The organism is Arthrobacter zhaoguopingii (assembly GCF_009828595.1).
Classification (GTDB): Bacteria; Actinomycetota; Actinomycetes; order Actinomycetales; family Micrococcaceae; genus Arthrobacter_D; species Arthrobacter_D zhaoguopingii.
Window position 1 is genome coordinate 62710 of sequence record NZ_WPNY01000011.1, and the last position, 14840, is coordinate 77549.

The 14840-nt window shown below is 69.7% G+C and carries 11 protein-coding genes; 4 read left to right on the forward strand and 7 right to left on the reverse strand.

Annotated elements, in window-relative coordinates:
• Positions 1-138: 138 nt before the first annotated feature.
• Both GVV86_RS14145 and glnA read right to left on the reverse strand, forming a co-directional pair.
• Complete coding sequence (locus GVV86_RS14145) at positions 139-3147, reverse strand: bifunctional [glutamine synthetase] adenylyltransferase/[glutamine synthetase]-adenylyl-L-tyrosine phosphorylase (RefSeq protein WP_159803128.1); 3009 nt, start codon at positions 3145-3147, stop codon at positions 139-141.
• Between the two features lie 27 nt (positions 3148-3174).
• Entirely contained in the window at positions 3175-4515 is a 1341-nt protein-coding gene (gene glnA, locus GVV86_RS14150; RefSeq protein ID WP_159618975.1) for a type I glutamate--ammonia ligase, read from the reverse strand.
• A 220-nt stretch (positions 4516-4735) separates the two neighbouring features.
• Between glnA and panB the strand changes: the two genes are divergently transcribed.
• On the forward strand, positions 4736-5605 hold the full coding sequence (gene panB, locus GVV86_RS14155) for a 3-methyl-2-oxobutanoate hydroxymethyltransferase (protein ID WP_159803129.1): 870 nt from the start codon (positions 4736-4738) through the stop codon (positions 5603-5605).
• Between the two features lie 15 nt (positions 5606-5620).
• Here panB and GVV86_RS14160 read toward each other — a convergent pair whose 3' ends face one another.
• On the reverse strand, positions 5621-5785 hold the full coding sequence (locus GVV86_RS14160; RefSeq protein ID WP_133404849.1) for an SPOR domain-containing protein: 165 nt from the start codon (positions 5783-5785) through the stop codon (positions 5621-5623).
• Between the two features lie 120 nt (positions 5786-5905).
• Between GVV86_RS14160 and map the strand changes: the two genes are divergently transcribed.
• Entirely contained in the window at positions 5906-6784 is an 879-nt protein-coding gene (gene map, locus GVV86_RS14165) for a type I methionyl aminopeptidase (RefSeq protein WP_159618979.1), read from the forward strand.
• Between the two features lie 96 nt (positions 6785-6880).
• A complete protein-coding gene (ppgK, locus tag GVV86_RS14170) occupies positions 6881-7702 on the forward strand; it encodes a polyphosphate--glucose phosphotransferase (RefSeq protein ID WP_159618981.1) in 822 nt (273 codons plus the stop codon).
• A 187-nt stretch (positions 7703-7889) separates the two neighbouring features.
• Here ppgK and nrdR read toward each other — a convergent pair whose 3' ends face one another.
• The 3 genes from nrdR to GVV86_RS14185 all read right to left on the reverse strand — a co-directional run bounded on the left by nrdR (position 7890) and on the right by GVV86_RS14185 (position 10427).
• Positions 7890-8387, reverse strand: coding sequence for a transcriptional regulator NrdR (gene nrdR / locus GVV86_RS14175; RefSeq protein ID WP_159803130.1), 498 nt, complete (start codon positions 8385-8387; stop codon positions 7890-7892).
• Between the two features lie 115 nt (positions 8388-8502).
• Positions 8503-9864 (reverse strand): histidinol dehydrogenase, encoded by a 1362-nt coding sequence (hisD, locus tag GVV86_RS14180; protein ID WP_159618985.1) that lies wholly within the window; start codon positions 9862-9864, stop codon positions 8503-8505.
• Between the two features lie 38 nt (positions 9865-9902).
• Positions 9903-10427: a hypothetical protein gene (locus GVV86_RS14185; RefSeq protein ID WP_159803131.1), complete on the reverse strand. Its 525-nt coding sequence runs from the start codon at positions 10425-10427 to the stop codon at positions 9903-9905.
• A gap of 123 nt (positions 10428-10550) precedes the next feature.
• On the opposite strand from GVV86_RS14185, the gene GVV86_RS14190 reads away from it, so the two are divergent.
• Positions 10551-11072: a flavin reductase family protein gene (locus GVV86_RS14190; protein ID WP_159803132.1), complete on the forward strand. Its 522-nt coding sequence runs from the start codon at positions 10551-10553 to the stop codon at positions 11070-11072.
• 184 nt (positions 11073-11256) lie between these two features.
• Here the strand turns inward: GVV86_RS14190 and dnaE are convergent, their stop codons facing one another.
• Complete coding sequence (gene dnaE, locus GVV86_RS14195) at positions 11257-14796, reverse strand: DNA polymerase III subunit alpha (RefSeq protein WP_281350593.1); 3540 nt, start codon at positions 14794-14796, stop codon at positions 11257-11259.
• Positions 14797-14840 lie beyond the last annotated feature (44 nt).

Genomic DNA, 14840 nt, shown 5'->3' on the forward strand with positions numbered 1-14840 from the left:
CGGGTAGCGTACGGACACGAAACAGGTAATTGCCTTAAGCACCGAGTGCCGAGGGGTGCGGTCCTACAGGCAGCCGGGTCCGCGGATGGGAGTAGCTGCCGGCGCCTCCGGACGGACCAGCAGAAGCAGGGCGGAACGTCAGGTTCCGTAGAAGTTGCGCTCGAAGATGGCCCGGCTCCGGCGGGTCAGACGGAGATAGTCCTCCTCCAGCTCTGCGCCCTTTCCGGGCCCGTAGCCGCACCAGCGGGCCACCGCCTCGAGGTCGCGTCGGGAGGAGGGCAGCAGGTCGGAGCTGCGCCCGCTCCAGATGACGTTGGCCGCACGGAGCCTGCTGGCCAGCAGCCAGCTGCGCCGCAGGGTTTCCACTTCGGCGGCCGGCAGCAGTCCGGCGGCCTCCACGGCGTCCATCGCCTCAAGCGTGGAGGCGCTGCGCAGTTCGGGCACCCGGGCGGCGTGGCGGAGCTGCAGCAGCTGGATCAGCCATTCGACGTCGCTGAGGGCGCCCCGGCCCAGCTTGAGGTGCCGGGAGGGGTCGGCCCCGCGCGGGAGGCGTTCGGCCTCCATCCGTGCCTTGATCCGGCGGATCTCCCGCTCGTCGGTCTCCGACAGTGAAGACGGGTAGCGGATCGGGTCGATGAGCTCGAGGAAGGCGGCCGCCAGGGGGTCGCTGCCCGCCATCGGCCGGGCCCTCAGCAGCGCCTGGGCCTCCCAGATCAGTGACCACCGCTTGTAGTACTCGCGGAATGAGTCAAGGGAGCGCACCATCGGCCCCTGCCTGCCCTCCGGACGCAGGGCGGCGTCGATCTCAAGGACCCGCTCCGCTCGAACCGGCGGCTTGGACGGCTGGGTGAGGTTGGCGGCCAGCTGTGACACGACCTTCTCCGCCTGCCGCTGGGCGGCGGCCGGATCGGCTCCGGGCAGCGGCCGGTGGACGTAGAGCACATCGGCGTCGGAGCCGTAGGTGATCTCCCGGCCGCCCTGACGTCCCATGGCGATCACGACGACGTCGGTGATGCGGGGCTCGGACGCATGGATGGAATTCTCCGCAACGTGGAGGGCGCCGAGCACGGCGGCCCGGTCGGCGTCGGCGAGCGCGTTTCCCACCGCGGGCTGTGTGAGGAGCCCGGCGCTGTCGGCGATGGCGATGCGGAGCAGTTCCCGGCGGCGGATGAGGCGGATCAGCCGCATCGCGTCCTGGGGCTGCGGGTGTCGCGACATCTTCGACCGGATTTCCTGCCACTGCGACTCGAAGGTGTCGGGGACCAGCTCGGGGTCCGAGCCCAGCCACTTCGTCGATTCAGGCGAGACTTCGAGCAGGTCGGTGATGAACCTGCTCGATGAGAGCACGTTGCACAGCCGTTCCGCCGCGGCCTTCGAGTCCCGCAGCATCCCGAGGTACCAGTGGCTCTCCCCCAGCGACTCGCTGAGGCGGCGGAAGCCCAGCAGCCCGGCGTCGGGGTCAACTCCGTCGGCGAACCACGCCAGCAGGATCGGCAGGAGCTGACGCTGCAGCACAGCCCGGCGCCGGATGCCGCCGGTGAGGGCCTCGATGTGGCGCATCGCGCCTTTCGGGTCGGAGTAGCCAAGGGCCGCCAGCCGCGCCTGGGCCGCCTCCGGGGTGAGCTTGGCGTCTTCGAGGCTGAGGTTCGCCGCGGTGTTGAGCAGCGGCCGGTAGAAGATGCTCTCGTGGAGGCGCTCCACCAGCCGGCGGGTCCGCTGCCACTTCTCGACCATGCTTCGTGCGGTGGGGCGCACGCTGACCATCGCACCCTCGGTGGAGCGCGCCAGCGCGTGCCGGGCGGCGTCGCCGTCGGGCATCAGGTGGGTGCGGCGCAGCTGCGTCAGCTGGATGCGGTGCTCAAGGAGGCGCAGGTACCGGTAGGCGTAGTCGAGGTCCGCGGCGTCGGCCCGGCCGATGTACCCGGCGGCGCTGAGGGCCGCGATCGCCGAGACGGTGTCCCTGACCCTCAGGCTTTCATCGGCCCGCCCGTGCACCAGCTGCAGCAGCTGCACGGTGAACTCGACGTCGCGCAGCCCGCCGCTGCCGAGCTTGAGCTGTTTCGGCCCCTCGTGCCGCGGGATGTTCTCGGTGACCCGCCGGCGCATCGCCCGGACGGACTCCACGAAGCCCTCCCGCTCCGACGAGGTCCACACCAGCGGTGCCACCGCCTCCTCGTAGCGGCGCCCCAGCTCCGGGTCCCCGGCCACCGCCCGCGCCTTGAGCAGCGCCTGGAACTCCCAGGTGGAGGCCCACCGGGAGTAGTAGGTCAGGTGCGATTCGAGGGTGCGCACCAGCGGACCGTCGCGGCCCTCCGGCCGGAGGTTGGCGTCGACCTCCCAGAGCGCCGGTTCGGGCCCCGGGGAGTAGACCCCGCGGGAGATGCCGGTGGCCAGGGCGGTGCCGATGCGGCTCGCGAGGGCCTCGTCGAGGGACGGGGCGTCGATCACGTAGATGACATCGACGTCGGAGATGTAGTTCAGTTCCCTCGCTCCGCACTTGCCCATCCCGATGACGGCGAGCCGGACGGCGGCGATGTCGTCGGCGGAATAGCTTTCGGCGAGGTCCGCACGGGCCACGGCGAGGGAGGCCTCGAGCGCGGCCGCGGCCGAGTCCGCCAGTTCGCGGGCCGCGGTGGGCAGGTAGTCGACAGGAGAGGGATGGGAGAGGTCGCGCACGGCCAGTTCGGTCAGGTGGCGGCGGTACGCCGCGCGCAGGCACTGGTGGGCGCCCGTCCCGGTCTTCCCGGCGACGGGGTTCTCCACCGCCGGGTCGGCGTCGACCGCGGCCAGCAGGGAGGCGCGGAGCTGCTCGGGAGCCACGGCGGGTGCCGCCCGAGCCGGGGGCCGGACCGCGTCGAGGTGCCCGGGGTGGCGCATGAGGAACTCCCCCAGCGCCTCGGAGGCACCGAGGAGGCGGAAGAGCGCCGTGGCCCGGTCCGGTTCCCGCGTGAACAGGTCCGCCACTGCCGGTTCGACGGCCAGCAGGCGCACGTACGACTGGAGGGCGAGGTCCGGGCTGGCGGCGTGGCCCAGGGCGGCGAAGAGCAGCTCCGCGTCAATGCCGGCCAGTTCGGGAGCCTCGAGGAACCGCGTGCTCTTCTCGAGGTCGGTGAAACCGGCACTGATGAGCCGTCCCGCCAGGCTCATCGGGCACCAGCGGCCCGGCGGGTGCCGTTACAGGATGCCCAGGTTGCGGCGCAGCTCATAGGGGGTGACCTCGATACGGTAGTCGTGCCATTCGGCGCGCTTGTTGCGCAGGAAATTCTCGAAGACCTGCTCGCCGAGGATCTCGGCGACGAGTTCGGAGTCCTCCATGGCGCGGACCGCATCGTGGAGGCTCGCCGGCAGCGGATCGTGGCCCATGGCGCGCCGCTCTGCGGCGGTGAGGCTCCAGACGTCGTCCTCGGCTCCCAGGGGCAGTTCGTAGCCCTCCTCGACGCCCTTCAGCCCGGCGCCGAGCAGGACGGCGTAGGCGAGGTAGGGGTTCGCGGCGGAGTCGATGCCCCGGTATTCGATCCGGGCGGACTGGCCCTTGTTCGGCTTGTACAGGGGGATGCGCACCAGCGCCGAGCGGTTGTTGTGGCCCCAGGAGATGTAGCTAGGCGCCTCGCCCCCGCCCCAGAGCCGCTTGTAGGAATTCACGAACTGGTTGGTCACCGCGGTGAACTCGGGGGCGTGCCGCAGGATGCCGGCGATGAACTGGCGGGCGGTCTTGGAGAGCTGGAACTCGGCGCCCGCTTCGAAGAACGCGTTCGAGTCACCCTCGAAGAGCGAGAAGTGTGTGTGCATGCCCGAGCCGGGGTGGTCGGAGAACGGCTTGGGCATGAACGTCGCGTAGCTGTCCTGGGTGAGCGCCACCTCCTTGATGACGGTCCGGAAAGTCATGATGTTGTCGGCGGTCTGCAGCGCGTCGGCGTAGCGCAGGTCGATCTCGTTCTGCCCCGGCCCGCCCTCGTGGTGGCTGAACTCGACGCTGATGCCCACCGACTCGAGCATGGCGACGGCGGTCCGCCGGAAGTCCTGGGCGACGCCGCCGGGCACGTGGTCGAAGTAGCCGGCCTGGTCCACGGGCACCGGGCGGCCGTCGGTGCCGAGTTCGGCGGACTTCAGCAGGTAGAACTCGATCTCGGGGTGCGTGTAGCAGGTGAAGCCCATGTCCGCGGCCTTGGCGAGGGTCCGCTTCAGCACGCTGCGCGGATCGGCGGCCGACGGCTGTCCGTCCGGGGTGAGGATGTCGCAGAACATCCGTGAGGTCTGCTCCTTGTCCCCACGCCAGGGCAGGATCTGGAACGTCGACGGGTCCGGCTGGGCGAGCATGTCGGATTCGAAGACCCGGGCCAGGCCCTCGATGGAGGAGCCGTCAAACCCGAGGCCCTCCTCGAAGGCCCCCTCCACCTCGGCCGGGGCCAGGGCGACGGACTTGAGCGAGCCGACGACGTCGGTGAACCACAGCCGGACGAAACGGACGTCACGCTCCTCGATCGTCCGCAGTACGAATTCCTGCTGCCGGTTCATTCCTACCCTCTTTCCTGCCGCGTCTGCGCTGCGCCGAGCCGTTCCCTGCCCGCGCCGGTTGGCCGGCTGAGCCGGAATCTCTCCATACTCTACTGACCCGGACGCCGGAATCGCGTCCGCCGGTGCCTGCCCAGTATGGCGCGGCGATGTTACAGGCCGGTTACCGGGCGGCGGGGACGCGGCTCAGGGAAGCCCGGGGCCGTGAAGTAGGCTCGGAACCATGACTTCCGCCGAAATGCCCGCCCCGTACGGCACCGGAGCTTCCACCCCGGAAGAACCCCGCCCGGCCCCGCGCCCGGCCAGGATTCGAACCCACCACCTGCAGCAGGCCAAGGCGGAGGGCCGGCGCTTCGCCATGCTGACGGCCTACGACCAGTACACGGCGCAGATCTTCGACGAGGCCGGCATCGAGGTGCTCCTGGTCGGCGACTCCGCCGCCAACAACGTGCTGGGGCACGCCACGACCCTGCCCATCACGCTCAATGAAATGGTGCTGTTCACCCGTGCCGTGAGCAGTGCGGCACGCCGTCCGCTCATTGTTGCCGATCTCCCCTTCGGCAGTTACGAGGTTTCGACCGCCCGGGCCGTTGAGTCCTCGGTGCGGCTCCTGAAGGAGGGCGGGGCACATGCGGTGAAGCTTGAAGGCGGCGCGCAGTTCGCCGACACCGTGCGCGCGCTGGTGCGGGCCGGGATCCCGGTGATGGCGCATGTCGGCTTCACCCCGCAGAGCGAACACGCCCTCGGCGGCTACCGGGTGCAGGGCCGTGGGGACACCGGCCGGAGGGTCATTGACGATGCCCTGGCCCTCGAGGCGGCGGGTGCATTCTGCGTCCTCATGGAGATGGTGCCGGCCGAGGTCGCGGCGAAGGTGGATGCCGCGGTGCAGGTGCCGACCATCGGCATCGGTGCCGGCGCCTCGACGACGGGCCAGGTGCTCGTCTGGCAGGACATGGCCGGCCTGCGCGGCGGGAAGCAGCCGAAGTTTGTCAAGCAGTTCGCCGAGGTCCGCTCGGTGCTGACCGATGCCGCCACCCGTTACGCCGAAGAGGTCCGCAGCGGAAGCTTCCCCGGCCCGGAGCACTCCTTCTAGCCGGGGCGCGGGCGTTCAGTCCTCGTCCTCGGCGTCCCACGCCTTGTTGCGCTGCTGGACCTTCTCAAGGGCCCGCTCGGCCTCCGCGCGGGTCTCGTAGGGACCGATGAGCTGCTTCCAGTCGGACTGCGCGTCAACCTCGACCTCATGGGTCCGAACATTGAACCAGTACTGCGGCATCGTCTTCTCCTCCTGCGTCGTCGATGGCGGCCGCCTCCGGTGCCGGCCTTCCGGCAGCCGTCCGCGGCCTTCTGGGCGGCGCTTTCAGCTCTGAACCCCGCCGCCTATAAGATCAAGGGTATGCCCCACAATCCTGGCACCGCACCCGTTGGCACGCTCCAGCGCGGCATGGTCAGTCCCCGGCTCCCCGTCCCGTCCGGAATCGCCCGCCCCGAATACGTCGGCCGCAAGGCCCCGGCGCCCTTCACCGGCTCCGAGGTGAAGACCGCCGAAACCATCGAGAAAATCCGCAAGGCCGGCAGGCTGGCCGCCCAGGCCGTCGAGGAGGTGGGGCGCCACGCCCAGCCCGGCGTCACGACCGACGCCCTCGACCGGATCGGCCACGAATTCCTCATCGACCACGGCGCCTACCCGTCGACGCTCGGCTACCGCGGCTTCCCCAAATCGATCTGCTCCTCAGTCAATGAGGTGATCTGCCACGGCATCCCGGACAGCACCGTCCTCCAGGACGGGGACATCCTCAACATCGACATCACCGCCTACCTCGACGGCGTCCACGGCGACACGAACTCCACCTTCCTCGTCGGCGACGTCGACGAGGAATCCCGGCTGCTGGTGGAGCGGACGAAGGAGGCGCTGAGCCGCGCCATCCGGGCCGTCGCCCCAGGCCGGGAGATCAATGTGATCGGCCGCGCCATCGAGTCCTACGCCCGCCGCTTCGGCTACGGCGTGGTGCGCGACTTCACCGGCCACGGCGTGGGCGAGGCGTTCCACACCGGCCTGATCATCCCGCACTACGACGCCGCCCCCGCGTACAACCGGGTGATTGAAACCGGAATGGTGTTCACCATCGAACCGATGCTGACCCTTGGCACCATCGAGTGGGACATGTGGGCCGACGACTGGACCGTGGTGACCCGCGACGCCAAACGCACCGCGCAGTTCGAACACACCCTGGTCGTCACCGACACCGGCGCCGAGATCCTCACCCTGCCCTGACCCGCTGACCGGCGGTCAGGGAACACCGACCACCCCCTCGAAACGGCCCGGGACGGGCGAACCGCCCACCCGGCCACGAATATCACCTGGAGAATCATGCCCAAGGACGTCGACAAGAAGAAGCCCGGCCGGAAGCTGCCGGCCACCGTCATCGGTGTCGATATCGGCGGCACCGGAATCAAGGGCGGCATTGTCGACCTGGCCAAGGGCGAAATCGTCGGTGAGCGCTACCGGATTCCGACCCCCCAGCCCGCCACCCCGGAGGCGGTCGCCGGCGTCGTTGCCGAAATCGTCACCGAGCTCTCCTCGCGGCCGGGCGGTCCGGCCGCCGATGTGCCGGTGGGTGTGACCTTCCCGGCCATCATTCAGCACGGCGTCGCCCGCTCGGCGGCGAATGTCGACAAGAGCTGGGTCGACACCGACGTCGACGCCCTCTTCACGCGGGTGCTCGGGCGGAGCGTCCACGTCATCAACGACGCCGACGCCGCCGGCCTGGCCGAGGTCCGCTACGGCGCCGGCAAGGGCGTCGCCGGGACGGTCCTGGTGATCACCCTGGGCACCGGCATCGGTTCCGCGTTCATCTTTAACGGGCAGCTTGTGCCCAACGCTGAACTGGGGCACCTCGAGATCGACGGGCACGACGCCGAGTCCAAGGCGTCGGCGGTGGCACGTGAGCGGGACGGGATCGACTGGGACGAGTACGCGGTGCGGCTCCAGCGGTACTTCTCCCACGTCGAGTTCCTCTTCTCCCCCGAACTGTTCATCGTCGGCGGCGGGATCTCCAAACGCAGCGCCGAATACCTTCCCTCACTGAACCTGCGCACCCGAATCGTCCCGGCCCAGTTGAAGAACCAGGCGGGCATCGTCGGCGGGGCGCTGCAGGCGGCGCTTCTGCTGTCCCCCTCAAGCACCAAGTAGCCCACGCACCAAGCGGCCCAGGGACGGGCAGCGCAGGAAAAGACCCGTGCCTTCCGGCAGCACCGGAGGGCACGGGTCTTTTGTGCGTTGACCGAGGGAAGATCCGGACATTCGATCCGGTGGAACGTGGTACCGGTGGTGGCGCCGGCTTCCCCTCCGCCGCCACCACCGGGGTCTCAAGGCGCACCTAGTGCGCGGACAGGGGCCGCTGCGCCCCCGAGGGTACCTTCGCGTTCTCGGATGACTGCAGCCGAAGGGTGGCGATCGCCTCTTCGAAGTCCTCAAGGGATTCAAAGCCCTGGTACACGCTGGCGAAGCGCAGGTAGGCGATCTGGTCGAGCTTCCGCAGGGGGCCGAGGATCGCCAGTCCCACTTCGTGGGCGTCGATCTCGGCGACGCCGCTGGCGCGCACTGATTCTTCGACTTCCTGGGCCAGGAGGGCGAGGTCGTCCTCGGTCACGGGCCGGCCCTGGCAGGCCTTCCGCACACCGTTGATCACCTTGCCGCGGCTGAAGGGCTCACCGGCACCCGAGCGCTTGATGACGCTGAGGCTCGTCGTCTCCACCGTGGTGAACCTGCGCCCGCAGGTGTGGCACTGCCGGCGCCGGCGGATCGCCGAACCGTCGTCGGCCAGCCGGCTGTCAACGACCCGCGAGTCGGAGTTGCGGCAGTAGGGGCAGTGCACTGCGTACTCCTGTCTCCGCTCGGGCCGGATGGGCGGGTGCCGGACCGCTGGGCGCTCCGGTTGGTTCAAGTGTAGAACCAGATGTAGGGAAACTACAAGCGTGCAATTACCACATCTAGTGGTTATTGCCGGGGAAGCGCGCCCGGACGGCGTCGCCGTGGGCGGGCAGGTTCTCCGCCTCGGACAGCGCCAGGATGGGCGCGCTGACCTCCGAAAGCGCATCCCGTGAGTACTCCACCACCTGCTGCGCCCGCAGGAAGGTTGTCGTGTTGAGCCCGGATGCGAAGGAGGCGGTCCCCCCGGTGGGCAGGACGTGGTTGGAGCCGGCGCAGTAGTCGCCAAGGCTGACAGGGCTGTACGGCCCGACGAAGACCGCGCCCGCATTGCGGACCCGGGCGGCGGCGGCCGCGGCGTCGGCGGTGTGTATCTCGAGGTGCTCGGCGGCGTAGGCGTTGCAGACCTCAAGGCCGGAGTCGAGGTCGTCGACCAGGATCACCCCCGACTGCGGGCCGGACAGGGCCGTGAGGACCCGTTCGCGGTGCCGGGTGGCGTCCGCCTGCCGGCCGAGTTCGATGCGCACCGCGTCGGCGAGGGCGGGTGCATCCGTAATGAGCACCGAGGCGGCCTGCGGGTCGTGCTCGGCCTGGCTGACCAGGTCCGCGGCGACGAGGACGGGGTCGGCGCCGGCGTCGGCCAGCACCGCGATCTCGGTGGTGCCCGCCTCCGAGTCGATGCCGACGACGCCGCGGACGAGCCGCTTGGCCGTGGCAACGAAGACGTTCCCGGGCCCGGTGACGACGTCGACCGGCTCAAGGGAGGGGTGGCCGTCGGCCTCCTCGAGGCCGTAGGCGAAGGCGGCCACCGCCTGGGCGCCGCCGATCGCATACACCTCGGTGATTCCCAGCAGGGCCGCCGCCGCCAGGATGACCGGGTGCGGCCAGCCGCCCTCCTCCTTCTGCGGCGGGGAGGCGAGGGCGATCGAGGCGACGCCGGCCGCCTGCGCGGGAACGACGTTCATCACCACCGACGAGGGGTAGACCGCCAGGCCGCCGGGCACGTAGAGGCCCACCCGGTCGACGGGAACCCACCGGGACACGAGCCGCGCCCCCGGGGCGGGTCGAACCTCCACCTCCGCCGGCACCTGCGCCGCGGCGAACAGGCGGGCGCGGGTGATCGCCTCGTCCAGGGCCTCACGGACCTGCGGATCGAGGTTCTCCAGGGCGCTGCGCAGGACACCGGCGGGCACCCGGGGGTGGTCCTGCTCCACGCCGTCGAAGCGGCGGGCGAGTTCCCTCAGGGCCGGCAGGCCCCGGTTCCGCACGTCCTCGAGGATCCGTCCGACCGCCTCTTCGGGCGGATGCTCCCCCACCAGCGGCCGGGGCAGTACGCGCTTCAGCTCACGCCGGCTGAGGGAGAGACCCCTGAGGTCGATGGTTCGGAAGCCCTCGCGGGCCGGGGCGGCAGCTGGATTTTCCACTCGATTAGTCTACCGGCGCCCGGGACACCGGCCCGCGGTCAGGGACGGCCGCGCCGCAGCCAGTCGAACAGGGCGGCCGCGAACACAATGAGGGCTGCGGCCGCCGGCCAGATGGCGGCGGCGCCCGGCGAGTGCAGCCCGAAGCCCGACCCGGGGATCTCGGGACTGCCGTGCGGGCCGATCCAGGCGCCGAGCGCGGTGCCGATCAGGACGGCGAGCAGGGACCCGAGGATTGAGCCGCCGACCGCGGCGAGGAGCCGCCGCAGCCCGCCGGGCCGCCCGAGGCGCCGGGCCAGCACCGTTCCCACGGCCACGCCCGCCACGAGTTCAAGCCCCGCGAGGGTCAGGTCGCGCAGCAGCCAGGTGCCGGGGAGGCGTCCGTCACCGTAGAGGATTCCGCCCGGGGCGCCGAGCCACCAGAACACGCCCAGGACGATACCGAGCACCGCCGTCGAGCCCGCCCACCACAGCAGGCCCACGGGAGGGGCCGCCGCGCGGTTCGGGGCCGGGGCGTACACCGGGGGCGGGTAGGAGCCGGCGTCGTGCGGGCGGGAGGGGTGCATGACTTCTACATTAACAAAAGCACGCCCCCGCCGCCCGGCTCGCCTAGGGTTGAGGGATTGCCGGAGCCGCCGGCGGCCGCCCCCGCACGCGGGGTGCGGATCGCGATCGTTGAAGGAGGAGCCATGGAGGGAAACCTGGTGAAGGAAAGTCCTGCCGCCGCCGATCCGGGCCCGGGATCGGCATTCCGCGGAGTTTTCCGGCGCCACGCGGCCGGGGTAGCCATCATTACCGCGTCGTACCAGGGCAGGCCCTTCGGGTTCACCGCCACGTCCGTGGCGTCCCTGTCGGCCGACCCGGCCCGTTTCACCTTCAATATGTCGCGGGGATCCTCCTCCTGGCCCGCGGTCGCCAACACCAGCTACGTTGGCGTTCATATGCTGGGCCTGAACAACCAGGCCCTCGCGGACCGGTTCGCCCGCACCTCGGACCGCTTCGGCGGGGACCACTGGAGCCCCGGCTCCCACGGGGTCCCGCTGCTGCACGGGGTGGCCGGCTGGCTGATCGGGCGCATCACTCTGAGGCTGTCCTTCGAGAACAATGCGGTGGTCGTCGCCGAGGTGACCGAGGGGGGCACCGGGGCCGACGGCGCGCCGCTGCTGTACCACGGGGGCGGCTATGCCGCGCCCACCGACTACATCATCTGAGGCATCAGCCGAGGAGTGCAGCCTGAAGTCTCACGCGCCCGGCAGTCCCACGCGCCCGGCAGTCCCACGCGCCCGGCAGTCCCACGCGCCCGGCAGTCCCACGCGCCCGGCAGTCCCACGCGCCCGGCAGTCCCACGCGCCCGGCAGTCCCACGCGCCCGGCAGTCTCACGCGTCAAGGCAGTCTCACGCGTCAAGGCAGGCGGGGCCGAGCAGCACCTTCAGGTCGCCGAACAGCGACGGGGTGGGGTTCACCCGCAGGTCCACGCCGAGCTTCATCACCTCGACCTTGCGGTTGCCGTTGAGCCGGATCTGCACCTCGCTGGTGCCCGGATGGGTGCGCAGCACCTCGCCCAGGGCCGTCACCGCCGCCTCGGTGGCCTTGTGCTGGGCCATGGAGATGACGACGGGCCCGGAGTGGCCCTCGCTGAGGTCGGGCACCGAGAGTTCCTGCGCGTTGAGCATCACCGCGCCGTCGTCCCGGCGCTGCAGCCGGCCGCGCACCACGACGATGAGGTCCTCGGCGAGCACCCCCGAGATCGGCCCGTACACCTGCCCGAAGAACATGACCTCCATCGATCCGGCGAGGTCCTCTACCTCCGCGCGGGCGTAGGCGTTGCCGCTGTTCTTGGCGATCCGCCGCTGCAGTGAGGTGATCATGCCCGCGATGGTGACGATGGCGCCGTCTGCCGGGCCCTCGTCGCTGATCACCGAGGGAATCGTCAGGTCGGCGTGCTGGCTGAGGATCCCCTCGAGGCCCTGGAGCGGGTGGTCCGAGACGTAGAGGCCCAGCATGTCGCGTTCGAAGGAGAGCTTGTCCTTCTTCTCCCATTCGGGCAGGTCCGGCACCTCGACCGAGAGGCTGCTGCCGGCGCCCGGGTCGTCGAAGGCGCTGAACAGGTCGAACTGGTTCGCGGCCTCGTTGCGCTTGAGCACGATGACCGAGTCGACGGCCTCCTCATGGATCATCGCCAGCGCCCGGCGGGGGTGCTTGAGCGAGTCGAAGGCCCCTGCCTTGATCAGGGATTCGATGGTGCGCTTGTTGCAGACGACGGCGGGGACCTTCTGCAGGAAGTCGCTGAAGGAGGTGAAGTCGCCCTTCTCCTCGCGGGCGGTGACCATCGCCCCGACGACGTTCGCGCCGACGTTGCGGATGGCGCCCATGCCGAAGCGGATGTCCTTGCCGACCGGGGTGAAGTTCACGCTCGACTCGTTGACGTCCGGCGGCAGGACGGTGATGCCCATCCGGCGGCACTCGTTGAGGTAGATGGCCAGCTTGTCCTTGTCGTCGCCGACGCTGGTGAGCAGGGCGGCCATGTATTCAGCCGGGTAGTGGGCCTTGAGGTAGGCCGTCCAGTAGGAGATCAGCCCGTACGCGGCGGTGTGGGCCTTGTTGAACGCGTAGTCCGAGAAGGATTCGAGGACGGTCCACAGCTTGTCCATGGCGGCCTGGGAGTAGCCGTTTTCCTTCATACCGGCGAAGAAGTCGGCCTGCTGCTTGTCCAGCTCCGACTTCTTCTTCTTGCCCATGGCGCGCCGGAGCATGTCCGCCTGGCCGAGGGTGAAGTTCGCCAGCTTCTGGGCCGCGGACATCACCTGCTCCTGGTAGACGATCAGGCCGTAGGTGCCGCCCAGGATCTCCTCGAGCGGGCCTTCGAGCTCGGGGTGGATCGGCTCGATCTCCTGGAGCCCGTTCTTGCGCAGGGCGTAGTTCGTGTGGGAGTTCACGCCCATCGGCCCGGGGCGGTAGAGCGCCAGCACCGCGGAAATGTCTTCGAAGTTGTCGGGGCGCATGAGCTTGAGCAGGGAGCGCATGGGCCCGCCGTCGAGCTGGAACACGCCCAGGGTGTCGCCGCGGGCCAGCAGCTCGTAGGAGGCCTTGTCGTCGAGCTCGAGGTCCTCGAGCACCAGGTCGATGCCCTGGTTCGCGGTGATGTTCTCCACGGCGTCGGTGATGATGGTGAGGTTCCGCAGCCCCAGAAAGTCCATCTTGATCAGTCCGAGCCCCTCGCAGGTGGGGTAGTCGAACTGGGTGATGATCTGGCCGTCCTGGTCGCGGCGCATGATCGGGATGATGTCGATCAGCGGGTCCGAGGACATGATGACGCCGGCGGCGTGGACGCCCCACTGGCGCTTCAGCCCCTCGAGGCCGAGCGCCGTCTCGAACACCTTGGCGGAGTCGGGGTCGGTCTTGAGCAGTTCACGCAGCTCGTCGGCCTCGGAGTAGCGCTTGGCGTCCTTGTTGTGCACGTCGGCCAGGGCCAGGCCCTTGCCCATGACGTCCGGCGGCATGGCCTTGGTAAGGCGCTCCCCCGTGGAGAACGGGTAGCCCATCACGCGCGAGGAGTCCTTCAGGGCCTGCTTGGCCTTGATGGTGCCGTAGGTGACGATCATGGCGACGCGCTCGTCGCCGTACTTTTCGGTGACGTAGCGGATCACCTCGGAGCGGCGCCGATCATCGAAGTCGACGTCGAAGTCGGGCATGGAGACGCGCTCGGGGTTCAGGAACCGCTCGAAGATCAGGCCGTGCTTGAGCGGGTCGAGGTCGGTGATGCGCATGGCGTAGGCCACCATGGAGCCGGCGCCGGAACCGCGGCCCGGGCCGACCCGGATGCCGTTGTTCTTGGCCCAGTTGATGAAGTCGGCCACCACGAGGAAGTACCCGGGGAAGCCCATCTGGGTGATGACGCCGACCTCGAACTCGGCCTGCTTGCGCACATCGTCGGGCACGCCGGCGGGGTAGCGGTAGGCCAGGCCGGTCTCGACCTCCTTGACGAACCAGGACTGCTCGTTCTCCCCCTCGGGCACCGGGAACCGGGGCATGTAGTTGGCCTTGGTGTTGAATTCGACGTCGCAGCGCTCGGCGATGAGCAGCGTGTTGTCGCAGGCCTCGGGGTAGTCGCGGAAGATGGCCCGCATCTCGGCGGGCGACTTGAGGTAGAACTCGTCGGCGTCGAACTTGAAGCGCTTGGGGTCCGCCAGGGTGGAGCCGGACTGGACGCACAGCAGGGCCGCGTGGGCCTTGGAGTCCTCGGCGTGGGTGTAGTGGAGGTCGTTGGTGGCGACCAGCGGCAGGCCCAGTTCCCGGGCGAGCTTGATCAGGTCGGCCTGGACATTGCGTTCGATGTCGAGCCCATGGTCCATCAGCTCGCAGAAGTAGTTTTCGGCGCCGAAGATGTCCCGGAAATCCGACGCCGCCTGCTTCGCCTCCTGGTAGAGCCCCAGCCGCAGCTTGGTCTGCACCTCGCCCGAGGGGCAGCCGGTGCTGGCGATCAGGCCCTTGCCGTAGGTCTGCAGCAGGTCCCGGTCCATGCGGGGTTTGTAGAGGTAGCCCTCGAGGGAGGCCAGCGAGGACATCCGGAACAGGTTGTGCATGCCCTCGGTGGACTCCGACCAGAGGGTCATGTGGGTGTAGGCGCCGGCGCCCGAGACGTCGTCGCGGCCTCCCCCGCCCCACTGGACGCGGGTGCGGTCGGAGCGGGCGGTGCCCGGGGTCAGGTACGCCTCCACCCCGATGATCGGCTTGATGCCGGCGCTGCGGGCTTTGCTCCAGAAGTCGAAGGCCCCGAACACGAACCCGTGGTCGGTGGTGGCCAGCGCATTCATGCCGAGCTCTTCGGTGTGGCTGAAGAGGTCGGTCAGCTTCGCGGCCCCGTCGAGCATCGAGTACTCGGTGTGATTGTGAAGGTGGACGAAGGACTCACGGGACGCTGCTGTTGAAACCACTCGACCATTCTAGGCCCGCCGTTCCGTCCCCGGGCCCCACCCCG

Bases quoted from the DNA above. Each gene is read 5' to 3' on its own strand.
- GVV86_RS14145 (WP_159803128.1), bottom strand. From the start codon at position 3,147: ATGAGCCTGGCGGGACGGCTCATCAGTGCCGGTTTCACCGACCTCGAG.
- glnA (WP_159618975.1), bottom strand. From the start codon at position 4,515: ATGAACCGGCAGCAGGAATTCGTACTGCGGACGATCGAGGAGCGTGAC.
- panB (WP_159803129.1), top strand. From the start codon at position 4,736: ATGACTTCCGCCGAAATGCCCGCCCCGTACGGCACCGGAGCTTCCACC.
- GVV86_RS14160 (WP_133404849.1), bottom strand. From the start codon at position 5,785: ATGCCGCAGTACTGGTTCAATGTTCGGACCCATGAGGTCGAGGTTGAC.
- map (WP_159618979.1), top strand. From the start codon at position 5,906: ATGCCCCACAATCCTGGCACCGCACCCGTTGGCACGCTCCAGCGCGGC.
- ppgK (WP_159618981.1), top strand. From the start codon at position 6,881: ATGCCCAAGGACGTCGACAAGAAGAAGCCCGGCCGGAAGCTGCCGGCC.
- GVV86_RS14185 (WP_159803131.1), bottom strand. From the start codon at position 10,427: ATGCACCCCTCCCGCCCGCACGACGCCGGCTCCTACCCGCCCCCGGTG.
- GVV86_RS14190 (WP_159803132.1), top strand. From the start codon at position 10,551: ATGGAGGGAAACCTGGTGAAGGAAAGTCCTGCCGCCGCCGATCCGGGC.